Below are 19,309 nucleotides of genomic sequence, written 5' to 3' on the forward strand. Positions count from 1 at the left end.
GCTGTTTGACGCGCGTGGGGGAAGCATTAAGGGCGGGGGATGAGCACCAGAACCGACTCAGGGGGAAATGATCCCGTCATCGAAAGCCGCGATCAGCTGATCGCGGCCTTTGCCAAGGGCGAAAAGCCCAAGGATCGCTGGCGGATCGGCACCGAACATGAGAAATTCGTCTATTCGGCGAAGGATCATCATGCCCCATCCTACGAAGAAAAAGGCGGCATCCACACGCTGCTGATCGGCCTTACCCGCTATGACTGGCAGCCGGTGTTCGAGGGTGAGAATATCATCGCCCTGTCCGGCCCCGACGGCACGATCAGCCTGGAACCGGCGGGACAGTTGGAGCTTTCCGGCGCGCCGCTCGAAAATCTGCACCAGACCTGCGCCGAAACGGGCCGCCATCTGGAACAGGTCAAATATGTGGGCGATATGCTGGGCCTGGGCTTCCTGGGCCTTGGCATGTGGCCGGACAAGACGCGCGACGCGCTGCCGATCATGCCCAAGGGGCGCTATGGCATCATGCTGCGCCACATGCCGCGCGTGGGGTCGATGGGCCTCGACATGATGCTGCGGACCTGCACGATCCAGACCAACCTCGACTATGGCAGCGAAGCGGACATGGCGCAGAAATTCCGCGTGTCGCTGGCGCTGCAACCGCTGGCGACGGCGCTGTTCGCCAATTCGCCCTTCACCGAAGGGAAACCCAACGGATATCTTTCCTATCGCAGCCATATCTGGTCGGACACCGACCCCGGCCGCACGGGCATGTTGCCCTTCGTGTTCGAGGATGGCTTCGGTTATGAGCGTTATGCGGACTATGCGCTCGATGTGCCGATGTATTTCGTTTACCGCGACGGCCGGTATATCGACGCGGCGGGGCAAAGTTTCCGCGATTTCCTTGCGGGCAAGCTCCCTGCCCTGCCCGGCGAAAAGCCGACCGAGAAGGATTGGGAGGATCACCTATCCACCGCCTTCCCCGAAGTGCGGATGAAAAGCTTTCTGGAGATGCGCGGCGCGGATGGCGGGCCGTGGAATCGTATTTGCGCGCTGCCTGCTCTGTGGGTCGGGCTGCTCTACGATCAAGGGGCGCTCGATGCGGCATGGGATCTGGTCAAGGACTGGACCATGGAGGAGCGGCAGGTGCTGCGCGATTCCGTGCCGAAGCTGGGCCTCGACGCGCCGATCGCGGGCGGGCGCAAGCTGCGCGACATTGCGGGGCAGGTGCTGGACATTGCGCGGAGCGGGCTGGCGGCGCGCGGGCGGCTCAACGCGGCGGGCGACAATGAAACAGGCTATCTCTCCGCGCTGGACGAGATCGTGGCTTCAGGCCGCACCCATGCCGAACGGCTGCTGGAACGCTATCATGGCGAGTGGGGCGGCGACATCAGCCGCATCTATGCCGAAGAGAGCTTCTGACCTTCATTCCGCCGGTTGAAGATCGCCTTCGACCGGCCTTTTCCGTCCCGCGATCCATGCAAAGAAGCGGGGGATGGGCGCGTTGCGTTCCATCCATTCGCTATAGGCGCGATAATCGGGATCGACGGACAAATGCTTTTCCTCCGTCCTGGCGCGCCAGAAATAGACGGCATTGGTGGCCGCCAGCAGCGCGCAGTTGCGGACCAGCTCGGTCAGGCTGCCTGAAACCGTGAGGAAGGGCAGCGAGGAGAACCACCAGAACAGATTCTTCGAGAGGTAAGCCGGATGGCGCGTCCAGCGATAGGGGCCATGCGTCAAGATGCCGCGATGGGTGAGGTTGGAAAAGCGGATGCCGAACACGACTGTCGCCCAGGCATAGATGCCGGTCAGCAGCACCAGCCAGCCGCCCAGCAACCATTGCAGCGCCGTGTGTCCTTCCGTCCACATATCCCATTCCGCGCCGCCCGCATGATAATCGAGCGGGCCGCCATTCCCCATCAGGACGAAGGGCGGATAGCAGATCAGCGCCGCGACCCATCCGGCCAGATAGGGATTGGCCGTGCGGATGTGGGAATCCAGCGGCTTCATCGTCAGCATGTAGCCGACCGTCGCCATGCACACGTCGATCATGAACATGACCGCGATCAGGAACGCCGCCAAGGCTACGGGATGGGAAAAGGCTTCGTCGATCCGCCACTGGACGACGCTGGCGAAATTGCCCGGCACGATGGAGACCATGAAGGCGAGGAAGAAGCCCTTCACGGCCCATGCCCGCGCATGATTGGCCACTTCGCGCATGTCGGGCGCGCCCGCAGATCCGCCGATCACCCATTGGCCAAAGGCGTAGCTGGCGTCGCGCGGATCGATCAAACGCCGGTCGAGCCAGATGACATAGGGAACGGACAGCACCAACAGCCATGGCGCGGCGACCATGAACAGATCCATCGAAAAACGGTAATTGCCGTCCCAATACCAGCGCGCGACGCAGTAGAAGATGGCGAGGGCGAGCCATGTCGCCCACAGGCCGGCGATCTTGACGAGGCTGATGTCGCGCGCTTCGCTCCATGGCCGCGCCGCGCCCTTCCAGTCGATGCCGGTGGAGGCATTGCGGTGCACCTTGTCCACGATCAGCGACCACAGCACCATCGGCACCCCGCAGGCGGCCACGGCGACAAGACCCGCACTGGGACCATCCATGCCATAATGCCGCGCAATCAGCGTCCACAGGCCAAGCCCGGCGAGGCCAGCAAGGCCGACTCCATGGCTGACGGCGGATTTGGGGCGGACTGCAGCGGGATTCGTCATGGTCCCGACTTTAGGGCGAAATGGTAAGCAAGCCGTGAAGGCGCTGCCCCTATCCGCCCAGCACGTTGATCGTGAAGGCCAATATGCCCAGGTTGAAGACAAAGGCGGCAATGCAGTGGAAGATGACCACGCGGCGGACCTCCATGACGTTGATCGACACGTCCGACGTCTGGAAGGTCATGCCCAGCGTGTATGAAAAATAGATGAAATCCCAATAGCGCGGCTCTTGGGTGGCAGGGAAATCCATGCCGCCTTTGTCCTTCCCCTTTTCATCGGCGACATAGAAGATATGGGCATAATGCAAGGCATAGATATGGTTGGAAAAGAGCCACGCCAGCGCCAGCGTCGCCAGCACCAGCGCGATGACGGCCCGATCCGGCCCGCCATGCTGCATGACCGCCACGCCGACTGCGACCAGTATGACCAGCGAAACGATGCCGGTCAGGATCAGCATCAGTTCGCGATTGGCGTCATTGGCCGCCGCGTTGCGGCGCATCGTCTGCGGGTCGGCCTTCAGCAGCGCTATGGTGGAGAGCAGGAAGGCCAGCGCCGCCACATCGAACCCCGCCATCGCCGCTTCATGCCAGGGCAGCACCAGCGCAAACGGTGCAATACTGACCAGCAAGGCCAGGAACATGACATAGCGCCACGGAAAGACAGGGGATGTTTTCATGCCACGCATGGAAGGCGCAAAGCGCGCGCGATGCAAGAGGGGGAAGGATAATGAGGGGTGGCGCGGCGCGCATTTGGCTGTAAGGAACAGATCATGACCAAAAGGCGCGGGGCATGATCGCGAAACTGAAAGGGCGGCTGGACAGCACCGGCATCGACCACGCCATCATCGACGTGGGCGGCGTGGGCTATCTGGTCGGTGCATCGTCGCGCACATTGGCCGCGCTGGGGCCGGTGGGCGAAGCCGTGACCGTGCACACCGAAATGCTGGTGTCGGAGGATTCGATCCGCCTCGTCGGCTTTGCGCGGGGGGAGGAGCGCGACTGGTTCCGCCTGCTGATCGGCGTGCAGGGCGTGGGCTCGCGGGTGGCGCTGGCCATCCTGTCGGCGCTGGAACCGCTGGAACTGCACCGCGCGGTCGCGGCGGGGGACAAGGCGATGGTCGCGCGGGCCAATGGCGTCGGCCCCAAGCTGGCGCTGCGGATCGTCAATGAACTGAAAGACAAGATCGGCGTGGCGCCCACGGCCGCCGGGCCTCTGGGGTCGGGCGGCATTCCGATTTCGGCAGGCGGATATGGTGCCGATGCCTTGTCCGCGCTCCAGAATCTGGGCTTCCGCCCCGCCGAAGCCAGCGCGGCAGTGGCTGCGGCGGAAGAGGAGCTAGGCGAGGAGGCAACCCTTGACGCCCTCGTCCGCCTCGCCCTGCGGAAGGCGGCGAAATGAGCGACGAGGACCGCCTGATCGCCTCCACCCGCCGCGCTGAGGATGTGGACGCGGCGCTACGTCCCAGGACGCTCGACGAATTTATCGGGCAGAAGGCGGCGCGGGAGAATCTGCGTATCTTCATCGAGGCGGCGAAGGGGCGCGGCGAGGCGCTGGACCATGTGCTGTTCTTCGGCCCGCCCGGCCTTGGCAAGACGACGCTGGCGCAGATCGTCGCGAAGGAAATGGGCGTGGGCTTCCGCGCCACGTCCGGCCCGGTGATCGCCAAGTCGGGCGATCTTGCCGCGCTGCTCACCAATCTGGATGAAGGCGACGTGCTGTTCGTGGATGAGATCCACCGGCTCAATCCCGCGGTCGAGGAAGTGCTCTATCCCGCGATGGAGGACCGCGCGCTGGACCTGATGATCGGCGAGGGGCCGTCGGCGCGGTCGGTGCGGATCGACCTGCCCCGCTTCACGCTGGTCGGCGCGACGACGCGGCAGGGATTGCTGACGACGCCGCTGCGCGACCGCTTCGGCATTCCGGTGCGGCTGCAATTCTATACGGTGGAGGAACTGGAACTGGTGGTGCGGCGGGCCGCGCGATTGCTGGACCTTGGCATCACCCCCGACGGCGCGGTGGAGATCGCGCGCCGGTCGCGGGGCACGCCGCGCATCGCAGGCAGGCTGCTGCGCCGGGTGCGCGACTTCGCCAATGTCGCGGGCGCGGCGGCCGTCGACGCGAAGGTAGCGGACGCGTCGCTCAGCCGTCTGGAGGTCGATCATCTGGGGCTGGACCTGATGGACCGGCGTTACCTGACGATGATCGCGGACATCTATCGCGGCGGGCCGGTCGGCGTGGAAACGCTGGCGGCGGGGCTTTCGGAGCCGCGCGACACGATCGAGGAAGTGATCGAGCCTTATCTGATCCAGCTTGGCCTCATCGCCCGGACGGCGCGGGGGCGCTGCCTGAACGGGCCGGGATGGAAGCATCTGGGCCTCAATCCGCCCGCCGGATCACAGGACGGCCTGTTCGACTGAAACCCCAAAACAGCATGGCCGTTACGGCAGAGCGCCGTTATAGCTGCACGGGCGACAGGCGCGCGGCGGAACGGGCCGATAACAGGAGTGGGCCTTTGAGGGCAATTGAACGCTTTCCCAATCTGGTGACGATGTTCTTTGCGCGCGCGAAGGAGATGGGCGACGCCCCCTTCCTGTGGCGCAAGAAGGACGGCGCATGGCGTTCGATGAGTTGGACGGACGTCGCCTATGACGTGGCGGCGCTGGCGAGCGCGCTCCGGGCGCAGGGGCTGAAACCCGGAGACCCGGTGATGCTGGTGAGCGAGAACCGGCCGGAATTCTGCATCGCCGATCTGGCCATCATGGCGGCGGGCGGCGTCACCGTGCCGACCTACACCACCAACACCACGCGCGATCATCAGCATATCCTGACGGACAGCGGGGCGCAGGCGGTGATCGTGTCCACCGCGAAACTCGCCGCCACGCTGATGCCCGCCGTGCTGCGGTCGCAGGCGCGCTTCGTGATCGGCATGGAACCGGTGCGCGGGGCGCAGGGCCAGATCGCATGCCATTTGTGGAGCGACCTGATCGCCGCGCATCCCACCGATATCGAGGCCTGCGCGCTGGAACAGACGGCGGGACGCGAAGATCTGGCCTGCATCATCTACACCAGCGGCACGGGCGGCGCGCCGCGCGGGGTGATGCAGCATCACGGCTCGATCCTCTGCAATATCGAGGGCGCCGCAAAGCTGGTCGCGGAGGATTTCGGATGGGATGACGAGGTTTTCCTGTCCTTCCTCCCCCTCTCCCACGCCTATGAGCATAGCGGCGGGCAGTTCCTGCCGATCATGCTGGCGGCGCAAATCTATTATTCCGAAGGGCTGGAAAAACTCGCCTCCAATATCGAGGAGACGCGGCCCACCATCATGGTGGTTGTCCCCCGCCTGTTCGAAGTGCTGCGCGCGCGGATCATCAAGTCGATCGAGAAACAGGGGAAGCTCCCCCATTTCCTGCTGCAACAGGCGCTGCGGATCGCCGCGAAGGAGCAGCGCGGCGCAAAGTCGGTGTTGGACCTGCCGATGAAGGCGCTGCTGTCGCGGACTTTGAGGCCCAAGGTGGCGAAGCGCTTCGGCGGGCGGATGAAGGCGCTGGTGTCGGGCGGCGCGCCGCTCAATCCCGATGTCGGGCTGTTCTTCGAGGCGATGGGGCTGACGCTGCTGCAAGGCTATGGCCAGACGGAGGCGGGACCGGTCATCAGTTGCAACCGGCCCGCCGCCGGCATCGCCATGGACACGGTCGGCCCGCCGCTGGATGGCGTGGAAGTCAGAATCGCCGAGGATGGCGAGATATTGGCGCGCGGCGAACTGGTGATGCACGGTTACTGGCGCAATCCGGCGGAAACGGAAAAGGTGCTGAAGGACGGCTGGCTGCACACCGGCGACATTGGCGAGATCGATGCGCGCGGGCGCATCCGCATCACCGACCGCAAGAAGGACCTGATCGTCAATGACAAGGGCGACAATGTCGCGCCCCAGAAGGTCGAGGGGATGCTGACCCTGCAACCCGAAATCGGGCAGGCGATGGTGTCGGGCGACCGGCGGCCGCATCTGGTCGGCCTGATCGTGCCGGACGCCGAATGGACCCGCGAATGGGCAGCGGCGCAGGGCAAGGGCGTTGAAGGGGTCGAGAGCGATCCGGCCTATCTGACAGCGCTGCGGGCGGCGGTGGACCGGGTGAACCAGGACCTGTCCGTGATCGAGCGGGTGCGGCGCTTCATCCTGGCGGACGAGCCCTTCTCCATCGAGAATGAAGAAATGACCCCGTCGATGAAAATCCGCCGCCACGTCATCCGCAAACGCTATCAGGAGCGGCTGGACGCGCTTTATAAGGCGTAGAGATTTATAGGCGCTGGGGACTGTTTTGGGCCAATGAGGGAAATTCCCCGCCTCACTTCGTTCACCCTGAGTAGGGGTTCAGCCCTTCGACTGACTGCTGACAGCAGTCGCTCAGGATAAACTTGGCCCCGCGCCAAGTCGAAGCTAGCGCGACATCTGTCCTTCGATACGCCCCTTCGACAGGCTCAGGCGCTACTCAGGAAGAACGGGGATGGGGAAGCGGGCCATCCGCTCGCCACCCATAACCGCCAAGCGAACGCTATTTGCCCGGCGTGCGATAAGGGGTGAAGTCGCCCAGCGCGCAAGTTCCCGTGGTCATGCCGATCGTGAGGTCCGCGCTTCTCGCGATGTCGCCCCGGCAATATTGCGATCCGAACGGCCGGATGATCATCGTGTCGCCGCGCGTCAGACCGGGACAACTGCCGATCAACTCATTCTTGTAGATGAGCTTGCTGCTCATCCTATAGAGGACGATATTGCCGCTGATGACGCGGAAACTGCCTTGCGGCCGCATGGTGACGCAGCTCACCTTTTCGCCGGGCACTTTTCCAGCGAGCGCTTTTTCCAGTTCCGCCGTCTGCTTTTCCGTCAGCCGGGGCGCTTCATAGCTCCCCGCGCAAGCCCCCAGCACCAGCGGTGCAAGCATGATCCCGAGACGCATGACGACTCTCCTGTTTCCTGTTCTCAAGACGCCAGGATAGAGCAAAAACCGTCAGGCGGCATCCTTTGCCGCGCGCCTTTGCGCCAATTCCGCTACATCGCGCGCGCGCATGAAGATATTGGTGTCCCGTTCCAGGGCGATGGTGGTCGGCACGGTCGCCTCCCCCTGCGCCCGCGCGGCCTCGACGCTCTCCATCCTTGCGCGCAGGGCGGCATTGTCCGGCTCGACGGTCAGGGCGAAACGACCATTGGACTCCGTATATTCATGCGCGCAATAGACGGTGGTGTCGCCCGGCAGGGCCGCAAAGCGCTGCATATTGGCGAACATCTGCGCCGCTGTGCCTTCGAAAAGGCGGCCGCAGCCCATGGCGAACAGCGTATCGCCCACGAAGATGATCCCGTCATCGGCCAGATGATAGGCGATATGGCCCGCCGTATGAGCAGGAACCGCCATCACCTGCGCGACATGATCGCCGATGCGGACGCTGTCCCCTTCCCCGACCGTCCGGTCGAGCGTGCCGATCTTCGCGGCCTCCGCCGCCGGGCCGGTGATCGTGCAGCCACCCCAATCCTTCGCCGCCGCCTTGATTGCCGCATTGCCACCGACATGATCGCCATGCCAGTGCGTGTTCCAGATCTGGCCGATGGTCCAGCCCCGCTGCGCGGCGGCATCCAGCACCGGCTCCGCCACCGCCGGGTCGACCGCGACCGTATCCCCGCTGGCCGGATCGTGGATCAGCCAGACATAATTATCGGAGAGGACGGGAACGCGGACGACTTCCAGCATGGTTTACCAGACTCCCGTATTGGGCATCGACGCCCACGGCTCGGCCGGTTCCAGATGGCCATCCTGCAACAGTTCGATGGAGATATTGTCGGGCGTGCGGATGAACGCCATGTGCCCGTCGCGCGGCGGCCGGTTGATCGTCACGCCGGCATCCATCAGGCGCTGACACGTCTCGTAGATATTTTCGACCCGGTAGGCGAGATGGCCGAAATTGCGCCCGCCGGTATAATCTTCCGGCGCGCTGCCGTCCTGCGCGGGCCAGTTCCAGGTTAGTTCGACCTGCGCGGACTCGTCACCCGGCGCGGCCAGGAAAACCAGCGTGAAGCGCCCCTGCTCACTATCGACCCTCTTCTGCTCCTCAAGACCGAGGAGGTTGAAGAAAGCGATCGTCTTGTCGATGTCGGCAACGCGGATCATCGTGTGCAGATATTTGGGCAAGCGAAACTCCATTCGTCACGATAAGCAACGGTTCATCTCAGGCGCGGCAGGAACCTTTCCAAGATAGGACGGGTTGGTCCGTGAAGGAAGAGGGAGGATCGGCATGGCGCTGGAAATGCGGGACAAGGTTTTGCTGGGCTGCGCGGGATTGCTGGCGCTGGGCGTGGTGAGCGGCGGCTATCTGCTGGGCGATGGGCTCAAGCGCGCGAAGGCGGCGGATCGCTCCGTCACCGTGCGCGGCCTTGCGGAAAAGGATGTGACCGCCGACCTTGCCACATGGTCGATCAGCTATTCCGCCAATGGCTTCGACCTGCCCACGGTGCGGACCGAGATCGACAATAATACGAAGGAACTGAAAGCCTATTTCGCGAGCCTCGGCTTCAAGGCCGATGCGCTGACGCCGATCGGCGCGGGCGTGAACCAATATATGAACAATGGCGTCAACAACATCACCATCACGCAGCGGATGCTGCTCCGCACGACCGATATTGCCCGCGCGCAGCGGGCCGTGGCGCAGCAATTCGACCTCGTCCGGCGCGGCGTGACGGTGCAGGAGGGATCGGGGATGCGCTACAGTTTCACCAAGCTCAACGACGTCAAGCCGCAGATGGTCGCCGCCGCGACCAAGGATGCGCGCGCCGCCGCCGAACAGTTCGCGCGCGACAGCGGCGCCAGCGTTGGCGGCATCAAGGGCGCCACGCAGGGCTATTTCTCCATCGAGCCGCGCGACGGCGAAGCGGAGGGGTCGAGCGATACGCCCTACAAGAAGGTACGCGTCGTCACGACCGTCGATTTCTACCTGAACTGAGCGGTCAGGGCGCGGGCGGGAGGCGGGTGAGATTATCCGCCGCCGCCTTGCCAGCGGGCGCTTCAGGAGCCAGCTTGACGGCCCGCTGCCAGGCCGAGCGCGCGACATCCGCATGGTCGGTGAGGATCGCGATATTGCCTTCCTCCAGCGCCACAGAGGCGTCATCGGGCGACAGTTGAACGGCCCGGGCGATATGCGCCTGCGCCAAAGGCATTTCCCCCATGCGACGCGCCAGGGTGGCGGACAACAGCCAGCCGAGCGGGTCCTTGGGCGCTTGTTCCAGCGCAATGTCGAGCGAATCCCGCGCCCCCTGATGATCGTTCAGCGCGACAAGGGCGCGGGCGCGGTCCAGATGCGCCTCGCCCTTTTCGATCCCGTCGGGCAATCCGCGCGCCAGCGCCGCGTCGAAATCCGCCTTTGCCTTGGCCGCGTCTCCCCCCGCCAGCGCAGCATTGCCCGCCTGCGCCCAGAGCCGCGCGCTTTGCGCCATTTCGCCGGTGCGTTCGGCCTCGTCCGCCGCCTGTTCCAGCGCGACGATGGCGGGCGCCCAGCGTTCCGCGCGCGCATAGGCAAAGCCCATGCAATGCCGGGCGTAGAAGTTGCCGCCTTCGATCCGCCATTTCTCGGCAAAGGCCACTCCCTGCTCGGGCGACTGGAGCGCGGCGTCGATGCAGGCCTGAAAAGGCGCGGCATATTTGGGCGGGACGGGGATCATGCCGTCCTTCGCCTCTTCGGACGTCCGGGGCGCGGGCGCGCTTTCCGCAGCGGCGGCGCGCGCTTCGACGGCCTCCTTGCGCTTGCGGTTCATCACCGCCTCGATCTCCGGATCATAGGCCTGGGGCATGAGCAGCAGGAGGGGAAGAAGGAAGGGCATCAGAGATTGTCCAGCAGGCTGGCGACGGCGCGGATCAACAAGGCGATGTCGCTGTCGCGCGAAAGGCGGTGATCGCCGTCCTTAATCAGCAGCGTCTGCACATCGGATGAACGCACCTGCCGCGCGATCCGCAGCGCGATTTCCCACGGCACGTCGGGATCGGCCTGACCCTGGAGCAGGCGGATGGGGCAATCAAGCGCGATTTCGCCCTCCAGCACCCTGAGCGCCTGTCCCGATTTCCAGAAGCCGAGCGTCGTCACATAGGGCTGATCGCCATAAGGCGTCGGCTCGACGAGGCGACCTTGCGCGGCCAGCGTCGCCCGGTCGGCTTGCGGAAATCCCCACTCCGTGAAATCGGGCGCCGCCGCTATGCCCACGATCCCCGCCACGCGATCCGGCCGGGCGAGCGCGATCAGCAGGGCCAGCCATCCGCCCATGGACGATCCGACGAGCAGCAGAGGCCCCTGCGTCAGCGCATCGATCAGCAACAGGGCATCGTCACGCCAGCTGACCAGCGTGCCGTCCTCGAACGCGCCCTCGCTCGCGCCGTTGCCGGCATAGTCAAGCCGCAGCATGGCCCGCCCCGTTTCCGCCGCCCATCGATCCAGCGCAACAGCCTTCCCGCCTTCCATGTCCGACATATAGCCGGGCAGAAAAACGATGGTGGTGCCCTTCCCGGCGCGATGGCGATAGGCCAGCTTCAGCCCATCGGGGCGCGGAAAGAAGGAAGGGGGCGACGATGGCGGGATATCCGGAATCTGATCCTCCTGCGGGATGAAAGTCTTTCCCGACCCTTTAGAAGGTCCGATGCGCGGAGTCAGAAAAATTATGCGGCGGATATGATTGACAGCCCCCCGGCCAACGGCTAATCGCGCCCACCTACCCCGTGCCCAGATGGCGGAATTGGTAGACGCACCAGCTTCAGGTGCTGGCGATCGCAAGGTCGTGGAGGTTCGAGTCCTCTTCTGGGCACCATTTGTTCTTCCGGCGACGTCCGGGAACATCCGAAAAGCGGCTGATTTCAGCCGCTTTTTGTGTTATATCCGTCCAGTCAAATCCGGGCTGATCCGGCACCAATCGGGAACAAATATGGTATCCTGCATGGTATCGAAGGCCCCTTATGGACGGGCCGATACCATGGGAAAACTCTTCGCGACGACCGTCACGAGCGCCAAGCCGAGAGAGCGCGAATACAAGCTCACCGACGGCGCCGGCCTCTATCTCCTCGTCAAGCCGAACGGCACGAAGCTCTGGCGTCTCAACTACGCCTATCTCGGCAAGCAGCGCACGCTCTCCTTCGGCGCGTGGCCCGACGTTGGCCTCGCCGATGCGCGCGAGCGGCGCGACGAAGCCCGCAAGCTGATCGCCGCCGGCCTCGATCCCTCGCACGAAGCGAAGCTTGCCGAGGCGCGAGCGATGCTGTCCGAGGAAAACAGCTTCAAGCTGGTCGCCGAGGAATGGGTTGCCAAGCAGGAGCGCGAAGGGATGGCGGAGATCACCCTGAGCAAAATCCGCTGGCTGCTCGCCAAGGCCTATCCCAGGATCGGCAACCGCGCCGTCGCCAAGATCACCGCCCAGGAAGTGCTTGCCGTGCTCCGTTCGATCGAGGCAACCGGCCGATATGAAAGCGCGCGGCGGATGCGCAGCGTGCTGAGCCGCGTGTTCCGCTACGCCATCGCGACCACGCGGGCCGAAATCGATCCGGCCCGTGACCTGCGCGGCGCGCTGACCGTACCCAAGGCAAAGCATCTCGCAGCCATCACCACGCCCAAGGGCGCCGGAGAACTCATGCGCGCGATCGAGGGTTACACCGGCCACGCCATCACCCTGTTCGGGCTCAGGCTGTCGGCCCATCTGTTCGTACGCCCGGGCGAACTGCGCCAGGCCGAGTGGAGCGAATTCGACTTCGACCGCTCGGTCTGGAACATCCCCGAGCAGAAGATGAAGATGCGACGGCCGCACCGCGTGCCGCTGTCCACGCAGGTGACCGGGCTTTTCGAGCAGCTCTGGGATCTGACGGGCACAGGACGATACTGCTTCCCCTCCTTCCGCTCGCCGCGTCGCCCGATGTCGGAGAACACGGTCAACGCGGCCCTTCGAGCGCTCGGGTTCGGCCAGGAGGAGATGACGGCGCACGGCTTCCGGGCGATGGCAGCGACGCTGCTCAACGAAACGGGCAAGTTCAATCCCGACGCCATCGAGCGCCAACTCGCCCATATGGAGACCAACGCCATCCGGCGTGCCTACACGCGCGGCGAATATTGGGACGAGCGCGTGCGGATGATGCAGTACTGGTCGGATCAGCTCGACGAGATGCGCGACGGCGCAAGGGTTCTGAAGCCCAACTTCCGACGCGCCTGAGGCTCCCAACCTAGCGATCACGGTAAGTCCGCTCGGTCACGTCGGAGATCGATCGGAATACAGCGGACGAATCCTGGGTGAGCGGATCATGGGCCTGCACATGCCCTTGCGCCCATTCCAGCCACTCGGCGGCCGTCCTATCACCAACTTCCAATGAAGAGTCCGGCATCGCGGCACGCAGTGCCATGAGGAAATCCCGCGCGAGTCCCGCTTCGCGCCATCTGCCAGCCTGTTCGAGAAAGCATCGAAAGCGGTCGCGGTCGAGCTTGAGTTCCCGCGCCAGCATCTGGCGACACCGTTCGTCGGTCTCTCTCAGCCGCTGGCGCTCCTCACCTCGGTCCCGGTCGCTTTGAGACTGGCGGCCACTATCGCCGAATCGAGCCCACCGGAGAGCAGCAGGACGGCTCGATCATGGCCGGTGACGCGGGCGCGCACGGCAAGATGCACCGCATTGCGCACGGCGCGAGCCGCTTCCCCGGGATCGTCGATCATCCGGTCTCGACCGACGAAGGCCCAGGGCGACCACAAAGTTTCGCGGTCCGCCCCGTCCGCCGAGACAAGCAGGCGATCGCCGCCGCGCAGTTCCTCGACGCCGCCGAGGCAGGTCTCGCTGCGCCGCCATTCAGGATAGGCGATGTGGCGCGCAAGAGCGCCGGGATCGACGGTGAAGCGGCATCCGAGGTCCGACAGCAGTGCCAGATCGGACGCGACCAAGAGCACGCCTCCGTCCCTTGCATGATAACATCCCAGGTCGCCCATCGGCGCACGTACACAAGGGCGATCTTGTCATCCATGCTATGGATGCATTTGCCGGAGCGATTGGCGTTTCAGACTCAACCGGGAAATCCACCCCCGTTTATTCGGCTTGCATTCCGCGCAAGCCCGATACCGTAAACCCCTATTTCTACGCCTACTATATGCGCAGCTTGGCAGGATCGGGCTATTTGGTTTCGCTAGCCAAAGGAATCCGTGAACGGTCCACCGATTTCCGGTTTGCCGACTTCGCAGAATTGGTCTTGGCCTTGCCATCTTTGGACACACAAAACGCGATTGTCGGTTTCCTCGATGAGAAAACAGGGAAGATCGACGCTGCGATTGCGCTGGAGGAGCGGCAGATTGCCTTGCTGAAAGAGCGCAAGCAGATCGTTATCCAGAACGCTGTCACCAAGGGCCTGAACCCCAACGCCCCCATGAAGGACAGCTGCGTCGATTGGATTGGCGAAATCCCGGCGCATTGGGGTGTCTTTCCGTTGTTCAGCAAAGCCTGTCGCTGTTTGTCCGCTACCAGTTGATGGTGACGGCGCCGCTGCCCGAGCTTTTTGACGCGCACGCTGATCGCGCTCGACATCACCCTAGCCGGGCTGTTCTGGGCGCTGGGCGGCGAGGACAATGTGCTCGGCCGCCTGATCCGCAAGATCCTCTACATCGGCGCCTTCGCGTTCATCATCAACAGCTTCTCAACGCTAAGCGACATCATCTTCCGCTCGTTCGCGCAGGCCGGACTGACCGCAGGCGGTGGGACGATCACCGCTGCCGATCTTTTGAAGCCCGGCCGCCTTGCCGGGACCGGCTTCTCCGCCGCCTGGCCGCTACTGCAACAGGTCCACCAGTATCTCGGCTTCACGACCTTCTTCGACAACTTCCTGACGATCGTGGTGCTGCTGGTCGCGTGGGTGATCGTGATCCTCGCCTTCTTCATCCTCGCCGTGCAGATGTTCGTCACCATTCTCGAGTTCAAGCTGACGAGCCTAGCCGGCTTCATCCTCGTGCCTTTCGCGCTGTGGAACCGCACCAGCTTCCTCGCCGAGCGGGTGCTGGGCAATGTCGTGTCGTCGGGCATCAAGGTCATGGTGCTCGCGGTCATCGTCGGCATCGGCTCGAACTACTTCACCCAGTTCACCACCGCGCTCCAGGGCCAGGAACCCGACATCGGGCAGGCCATGAGCCTTGTGCTGGCAAGCCTTGCTCTTTTCGGGCTCGGTATTTTCGGCCCCGGCATCGCTTCGGGTCTCGTCGCAGGCGCGCCGCAGCTGGGAGCAGGCGCTGCACTCGGCACCGTGCTTGGCGCGGGCGGCATCATGTACCTCGGCGGCGCAGGCGCGGTCGGTGCAGCTCGCGGCCTTGCCGCCGCCGGCCTTGGCGCGGTGCGTGCAGGTACCGCAATGGGTTCGGCGGCGTCGACAGCCTACACCCTCGGCCAGGAGGGCGCCGGCTCCTCCAGCGTCGGCGCCGGGATCGGCGGCATGGCGAGCGCCGCAGCCGGTGCCGCGCGGTCGCGGATGTCGGCCGCGCTAGGTCTTGGCGAGGCCGCCGAATCCGGCCGCCAAGCCGCGTTCAGCGCCATGACTGGCCGCACGGCATCCGCGGCCTCGGAAGCTGCGGATGGCGCGTCGTCGATGCCCGGATGGGCAAAGGCGATGAAGGCGCAGCAGAGCGCCCGCCATCACCGCCAGACCGCCATGCACGCCGTCCAATCCGGCGATCGTGGCGGTCATGGCGCAACCCCCGACATCAAGGAAAGGGAGGATTGATCCTCATGATCTCGCATTCGACATTTTTCAGGCGCGCCGTCCAGCGATACGGACATACACCTGAGCCCGAGACACCCTATCAACGTGCCGGCCAACTCTGGGACGAACGCATCGGCTCGGCCCGCGTCCAGGCACGGAACTGGAGGTTGATGGCCTTCGGCTGCCTGGGCCTCGCCACCGTGCTGTCGGGCGGCCTGCTGTGGCAGTCGCTGCAAAGCCGCGTCGTTCCCTATGTGGTCGAGGTCGACAAGCTCGGCGAGACGCGCGCCGTCCAGCCCGCTGACAAGGATTATCAGCCGACCGACAGCCAAGTCGCATGGTTCCTCTCCCGGTTCATCGAACATGTGCGCTCGGTCTCGCTCGATCCGGTGCTGATGCGCCAGGACTGGCTTTCAGCCTACGATTTCACGACCAAGCGCGGGAGCATATTCCTTGGCGATTACGCCCGCGCCGCCGATCCGTTCGGTCATATCGGCGAGCGCACCGTCTCGGTGCAGGTGACCAGCGTGGTGCGCGCCTCGGACAAGTCGTTCCAGCTCAAATGGGTCGAGACCGCCTACGAGCGCGGCGCCCAGGCAGGCACCTCGCATTGGACCGCGATCCTGACCACCCAGATGGTGGCACCGACCAGCGCCGATACGCTGAGGAAGAACCCACTCGGCATCTATGTCGATGCGATCGACTGGAGCCGTGAACTCGAGCCAGCCGGTTCCTCGCCAACGGCCGTCGCGCCGGCGCGCGCTGCGCTGCCGTCACCGGCCAGCATCCCCGCTGGATCGCCGCTCGACCCCAACCTCGGCGCCGCAACAAATCAGGAGACCCAGCCATGAAAGCCGCTTTTCGCGCGGCGACGGCACTTGCCCTCGCTGCTCCCGCTGCCGCCCAGACCACATCGACGGCTCCGGCATTGCCCGCGCGCGCAGCGGTGCCATCGGTTGCGGTCGCGACGCCGCCGAACGGACCAGTCGTTTCGCCACCAAAGGCTGCCACGCCGGTTCCGCGCCGCCGACATATCCCACCATCGCCCGCTGAACTGCGCGTCCGGGCCGCCAATCGCGCCGCGACGCTCGAACCGGCAACCGGCGGCTATCTCAATGCAGTGCAGGTCTTTCCGTACAGCGACGGCGCCATCTACCACGTGCTGACCGCGCCAGGCCAAGTCACCGACATCGCGCTCCAGCCCGGCGAGACGCTGGTGGCGGTGGCGGCGGGCGATACCGTGCGCTGGGTGATCGGCGATACAACGAGCGGTGGAGCTGGCAGCGGTTCCGATGAAACCAGGCGCACGCATGTGCTGGTGAAGCCATTCACGGCCGGGCTCACCACCAACATCATCATCACCACCGATCGGCGGACCTATCATCTGGCACTGACCAGCACCGCGCGCACGGCCATGCCGGCGCTTTCCTGGACCTATCCGCAGGACGCGCTGATCGCGCTCAAGGCCGCCGCCGAAGCGGCGAGAGCAGCGCAGCCGGTGGCTTCGGGGCTTGCCGTCGACCAGCTGCACTTCGGCTATGCTATCACGGGCGACAAGCCTGCCTGGCGGCCGCTGCGCGCGTTCGATGACGGGCGCCAGACGTTCATCGAGTTCCCAGCCAGTCTCGGCGAAAGCGAGGCGCCGCCGCTGTTCCTGGTCGATGCCAAGGGCAATGCCGAGCTGGTCAACTACCGCGTGCAGGGCCGCTACTATGTCGTCGACAGGATCTTCGATGCGGCGGAGCTGCGCCTCGGACTCAAGCATCAGGATGTGGTACGGATCAACCGGACCGGTCAAACGGCCAGCCGGCGGAGGCCGTCGTGACCGAGGCGGTGACGACACAGCCTGCCAAGCTCGATCCCGAGAGCCTGGCGCTCCGTTCGCGCCCGCCGCGCGCGATCCGGTTCAAGCGCGGCGTCATCATCGCCATCGCGGCGCTGGGATCGGTCAGCCTCATGACGGTGACATGGCTGGCGCTGAAGCCGCGCCTGTTCCACCACGTCACGGGTCAGGAGGAACTCTCCTCACCCGATCCGCGTCCCACCAGCGACACGCTCAGCGGCCTGCCGGCAAGCTATGGCGATGTGCCCCGGCTCGGGCCGCCGCTGCCCGGTGACCTCGGCAAACCGATCCTCGATCACCAGCAGCAACTTGCGACCGGAATCAACCCGAGTGACCAGCAACGCCAGCAGGCCGAGGCGGCCGAGCATGAGCGCCAGCTCGCCGAATTGAAGGCCGCGCGCGAATCCGGTTTGCTGGTACAGAGCCGGCAGGCGGCGACTGCCCCCGCAACACCGACGGCCAGCATATCCGCCGGTGATGGCGCCCAGCCCAGTCCGCCGAAACTGGCGCTCGATCCGGCGACCGATCCCAACGCGCAGGGGCGCAAGGAGGCCTTCGTCGGGAACCTCGATCCGCGCGGCGACGTCAATCCCCATGTCCTGACGCCGGCGCCATCGCCCTACACCCTGTCGGCGGGCAGCGTGATTTCCGCGAGCCTGATCACCGGCCTGCGTTCCGACCTGCCGGGGCTGGTTACCGCGCAGGTCACCGAGAACACCTATGACAGCGCCACGGGGCGGATCCTGCTCGTCCCGCAAGGCGCGCGGCTAATCGGCAGTTACGATTCGGTCGTGGCATTCGGCCAGAGCCGCGCGCTGATCGTCTGGCAGCGGATCGTCATGCCCGATGGCTCATCGCTGCGCATAGACAACGTCCCCGCCACCGATCCCTCGGGCTATGCGGGCCTGTCGGACAAGGTGGATTTTCACACCTGGGCTCTGCTCAAGGGCGTGGCGATATCGACCCTGCTCGGCGTGGGTGCGAACCTGACGTTCACCGGCGAAAGCGACCTCGTCCAGGCGATCCGGGAGTCGACGCAGCAGAACGTGTCCCGCGCCGGCGACCAGATCACATCCCGCAATCTCCAGGTCCAGCCGACGATCACGATCCGGCCCGGTGCCCCGGTACGGCTGATCGCCCATCGCGATCTCATTCTCGCGCCGTGGCGCAATTAGGAGGAACATATGCCGGAACTCAAGCTCCCCAAGCTGCCGGACAGAACGGCGATCAAGCTGTCCATCACCGTCACGCCAGACCTGCATCAAATGCTCCAGGACTATGCCGCGCTCTATGCAGAGTCCTATGGGCGCGAAGAGCCGATTGCAGAACTCATTCCAGCAATGCTGGCCGCATTCCTCGAAAGCGACCGGGCCTTCTTGCGCTCGCGACGTGTCCCGGTGCGATGATGATCGCCTACGCTTCCCGCATTGGCACAGGTCGCGATCTGGACGCCCTGCGTGCTGCCGGATGGCGGCTGGTGGTTTCGGCACGCGGTGTCCTTCGCGCTGAAGGATTCCGCTATGCGCTCGACAATGGCGCGTGGACCTCGTTCCGGCGTGGCGAACCCTCGCATGTAGCCGCGTTCGAGAGGCTGGCCGGAAGGATCACACTATGACGCTCAATTGCCTGCGATCGCGGTCATGACGAGATCGCCAACCATCGAAGAGCGCAGACAGGCGAGGCAGGAAGCCCTTGCCGTTCTGGAGACATTGCCGACCGAGCCGATCAGCGTGCGGGTATCCACTGCGGTGAAGCTCACAGGCATCCCCCGATCGACGCTTTACGAGTTAATCAATTCCGGCGAGATCGAGACCGTCAAGATCGGCAGATCGACATTCATCCCCTATCGCTGCCTGAGGCGGCTAGTTGAAGGTTGAAGCAGCAAATTGTCGAAGGCGTACGCGCGGCGACGCAGAAAAATGTTCCTGATCGGGAATGAATGCGGCGGCCGAAGATCGATAGGAGCGTCATATTCCCGATCGGGAACATGGATAGTCATCGTCTCGACAAGATTGTTTCGTT

The 19,309-nt window shown here is 64.7% G+C and carries 22 protein-coding genes, 1 tRNA gene and 1 pseudogene; 15 read left to right on the forward strand and 9 right to left on the reverse strand.

The features are described from left to right. The first annotated feature begins 39 nt into the window (after positions 1 to 39). The gene (locus ATN00_RS03390) at positions 40 to 1,413 is read left to right on the forward strand and encodes a glutamate--cysteine ligase (protein WP_062062148.1); all 1,374 of its coding nucleotides are present in this window, start codon (positions 40 to 42) and stop codon (positions 1,411 to 1,413) included. 3 nt (positions 1,414 to 1,416) lie between these two features. Here the strand turns inward: ATN00_RS03390 and ATN00_RS03395 are convergent, their stop codons facing one another. Together ATN00_RS03395 and ATN00_RS03400 are read right to left on the reverse strand one after the other, a co-directional pair. Then, positions 1,417 to 2,718 carry a methyltransferase family protein gene (locus ATN00_RS03395; protein ID WP_062062150.1) on the reverse strand — a complete coding sequence of 434 codons (1,302 nt, stop codon included), beginning with the start codon at positions 2,716 to 2,718 and terminating at the stop codon, positions 1,417 to 1,419. A 49-nt stretch (positions 2,719 to 2,767) separates the two neighbouring features. After that, a complete protein-coding gene (locus ATN00_RS03400) occupies positions 2,768 to 3,391 on the reverse strand; it encodes a DUF1345 domain-containing protein (protein WP_062068351.1) in 624 nt (207 codons plus the stop codon). A 113-nt stretch (positions 3,392 to 3,504) separates the two neighbouring features. On the opposite strand from ATN00_RS03400, the gene ruvA reads away from it, so the two are divergent. The 3 genes from ruvA (at position 3,505) to ATN00_RS03415 (ending at position 7,006) form a co-directional block, all read left to right on the forward strand. Beyond that, the gene (gene ruvA / locus ATN00_RS03405) at positions 3,505 to 4,113 is read left to right on the forward strand and encodes a Holliday junction branch migration protein RuvA (RefSeq protein ID WP_062062153.1); all 609 of its coding nucleotides are present in this window, start codon (positions 3,505 to 3,507) and stop codon (positions 4,111 to 4,113) included. Continuing rightward, positions 4,110 to 5,132, forward strand: coding sequence for a Holliday junction branch migration DNA helicase RuvB (ruvB, locus tag ATN00_RS03410; RefSeq protein ID WP_062062156.1), 1,023 nt, complete (start codon positions 4,110 to 4,112; stop codon positions 5,130 to 5,132). The genes ruvA and ruvB overlap by 4 nt, the downstream gene beginning before the upstream one ends. A gap of 95 nt (positions 5,133 to 5,227) precedes the next feature. Then, positions 5,228 to 7,006: an AMP-dependent synthetase/ligase gene (locus tag ATN00_RS03415; RefSeq protein WP_231746374.1), complete on the forward strand. Its 1,779-nt coding sequence runs from the start codon at positions 5,228 to 5,230 to the stop codon at positions 7,004 to 7,006. A 259-nt stretch (positions 7,007 to 7,265) separates the two neighbouring features. On the opposite strand, the gene ATN00_RS03420 is transcribed toward ATN00_RS03415, so the two are convergent. Genes ATN00_RS03420 through ATN00_RS03430 form a run of 3 tightly spaced genes read right to left on the reverse strand, consistent with a single transcriptional unit; the run spans position 7,266 to position 8,891 of the window. Continuing rightward, entirely contained in the window at positions 7,266 to 7,667 is a 402-nt protein-coding gene (locus tag ATN00_RS03420) for a hypothetical protein (protein WP_062062159.1), read from the reverse strand. A 51-nt stretch (positions 7,668 to 7,718) separates the two neighbouring features. After that, positions 7,719 to 8,453: a hydroxyacylglutathione hydrolase gene (gene gloB / locus ATN00_RS03425; RefSeq protein ID WP_062062162.1), complete on the reverse strand. Its 735-nt coding sequence runs from the start codon at positions 8,451 to 8,453 to the stop codon at positions 7,719 to 7,721. A gap of 3 nt (positions 8,454 to 8,456) precedes the next feature. Next, positions 8,457 to 8,891, reverse strand: coding sequence for a VOC family protein (locus tag ATN00_RS03430; RefSeq protein ID WP_062068355.1), 435 nt, complete (start codon positions 8,889 to 8,891; stop codon positions 8,457 to 8,459). A gap of 103 nt (positions 8,892 to 8,994) precedes the next feature. On the opposite strand from ATN00_RS03430, the gene ATN00_RS03435 reads away from it, so the two are divergent. Next, positions 8,995 to 9,699: an SIMPL domain-containing protein gene (locus tag ATN00_RS03435; protein ID WP_062062165.1), complete on the forward strand. Its 705-nt coding sequence runs from the start codon at positions 8,995 to 8,997 to the stop codon at positions 9,697 to 9,699. Positions 9,700 to 9,703: 4 nt separating this feature from the next. Here the strand turns inward: ATN00_RS03435 and ATN00_RS03440 are convergent, their stop codons facing one another. Together ATN00_RS03440 and ATN00_RS03445 are read right to left on the reverse strand one after the other, a co-directional pair. Beyond that, positions 9,704 to 10,573 carry a tetratricopeptide repeat protein gene (locus ATN00_RS03440; protein WP_062062168.1) on the reverse strand — a complete coding sequence of 290 codons (870 nt, stop codon included), beginning with the start codon at positions 10,571 to 10,573 and terminating at the stop codon, positions 9,704 to 9,706. Then, positions 10,573 to 11,331: an alpha/beta hydrolase gene (locus tag ATN00_RS03445; RefSeq protein ID WP_062068357.1), complete on the reverse strand. Its 759-nt coding sequence runs from the start codon at positions 11,329 to 11,331 to the stop codon at positions 10,573 to 10,575. Before ATN00_RS03445 ends, ATN00_RS03440 begins: the two co-directional genes overlap by 1 nt. Positions 11,332 to 11,461: 130 nt before the next feature. Here ATN00_RS03445 and ATN00_RS03450 point away from each other — a divergent pair. Next, positions 11,462 to 11,548: transfer RNA gene (locus ATN00_RS03450), tRNA-Leu, on the forward strand. A gap of 162 nt (positions 11,549 to 11,710) precedes the next feature. Beyond that, the gene (locus tag ATN00_RS03455) at positions 11,711 to 12,934 is read left to right on the forward strand and encodes a tyrosine-type recombinase/integrase (RefSeq protein WP_062068358.1); all 1,224 of its coding nucleotides are present in this window, start codon (positions 11,711 to 11,713) and stop codon (positions 12,932 to 12,934) included. Between the two features lie 10 nt (positions 12,935 to 12,944). Here the strand turns inward: ATN00_RS03455 and ATN00_RS03460 are convergent, their stop codons facing one another. Next, entirely contained in the window at positions 12,945 to 13,220 is a 276-nt protein-coding gene (locus ATN00_RS03460; RefSeq protein ID WP_231746376.1) for a hypothetical protein, read from the reverse strand. Between the two features lie 26 nt (positions 13,221 to 13,246). Further along, positions 13,247 to 13,654 (reverse strand): asparagine synthase-related protein, encoded by a 408-nt coding sequence (locus ATN00_RS03465; protein WP_062062172.1) that lies wholly within the window; start codon positions 13,652 to 13,654, stop codon positions 13,247 to 13,249. A gap of 11 nt (positions 13,655 to 13,665) precedes the next feature. Between ATN00_RS03465 and ATN00_RS03470 the strand changes: the two genes are divergently transcribed. The 8 genes and pseudogenes from ATN00_RS03470 to ATN00_RS03505 all read left to right on the forward strand — a co-directional run bounded on the left by ATN00_RS03470 (position 13,666) and on the right by ATN00_RS03505 (position 19,164). Continuing rightward, on the forward strand, positions 13,666 to 14,226 hold the full coding sequence (locus ATN00_RS03470) for a restriction endonuclease subunit S domain-containing protein (protein WP_197413661.1): 561 nt from the start codon (positions 13,666 to 13,668) through the stop codon (positions 14,224 to 14,226). Between the two features lie 24 nt (positions 14,227 to 14,250). Beyond that, positions 14,251 to 15,465 (forward strand): annotated as a pseudogene (gene trbL, locus ATN00_RS03475) (P-type conjugative transfer protein TrbL); the annotation flags it as partial. Between the two features lie 5 nt (positions 15,466 to 15,470). Beyond that, the gene (gene trbF / locus ATN00_RS03480; RefSeq protein ID WP_062068360.1) at positions 15,471 to 16,295 is read left to right on the forward strand and encodes a conjugal transfer protein TrbF; all 825 of its coding nucleotides are present in this window, start codon (positions 15,471 to 15,473) and stop codon (positions 16,293 to 16,295) included. Next, complete coding sequence (gene trbG, locus ATN00_RS03485) at positions 16,292 to 17,269, forward strand: P-type conjugative transfer protein TrbG (protein WP_062062176.1); 978 nt, start codon at positions 16,292 to 16,294, stop codon at positions 17,267 to 17,269. The genes trbF and trbG overlap by 4 nt, the downstream gene beginning before the upstream one ends. After that, a complete protein-coding gene (locus ATN00_RS03490) occupies positions 17,266 to 18,462 on the forward strand; it encodes a TraB/TrbI/VirB10 family type IV secretion system protein (RefSeq protein WP_062062179.1) in 1,197 nt (398 codons plus the stop codon). Before trbG ends, ATN00_RS03490 begins: the two co-directional genes overlap by 4 nt. 9 nt (positions 18,463 to 18,471) lie before the next feature. Next, entirely contained in the window at positions 18,472 to 18,693 is a 222-nt protein-coding gene (locus ATN00_RS03495; RefSeq protein WP_062062182.1) for a DUF2274 domain-containing protein, read from the forward strand. Beyond that, the gene (locus ATN00_RS03500; protein ID WP_062062185.1) at positions 18,690 to 18,902 is read left to right on the forward strand and encodes a hypothetical protein; all 213 of its coding nucleotides are present in this window, start codon (positions 18,690 to 18,692) and stop codon (positions 18,900 to 18,902) included. The genes ATN00_RS03495 and ATN00_RS03500 overlap by 4 nt, the downstream gene beginning before the upstream one ends. 25 nt (positions 18,903 to 18,927) lie before the next feature. Further along, complete coding sequence (locus tag ATN00_RS03505; RefSeq protein ID WP_082635288.1) at positions 18,928 to 19,164, forward strand: helix-turn-helix domain-containing protein; 237 nt, start codon at positions 18,928 to 18,930, stop codon at positions 19,162 to 19,164. Positions 19,165 to 19,309 lie beyond the last annotated feature (145 nt).

Source organism: Sphingobium baderi (assembly GCF_001456115.1).
GTDB classification, from domain to species: domain Bacteria; phylum Pseudomonadota; class Alphaproteobacteria; order Sphingomonadales; family Sphingomonadaceae; genus Sphingobium; species Sphingobium baderi_A.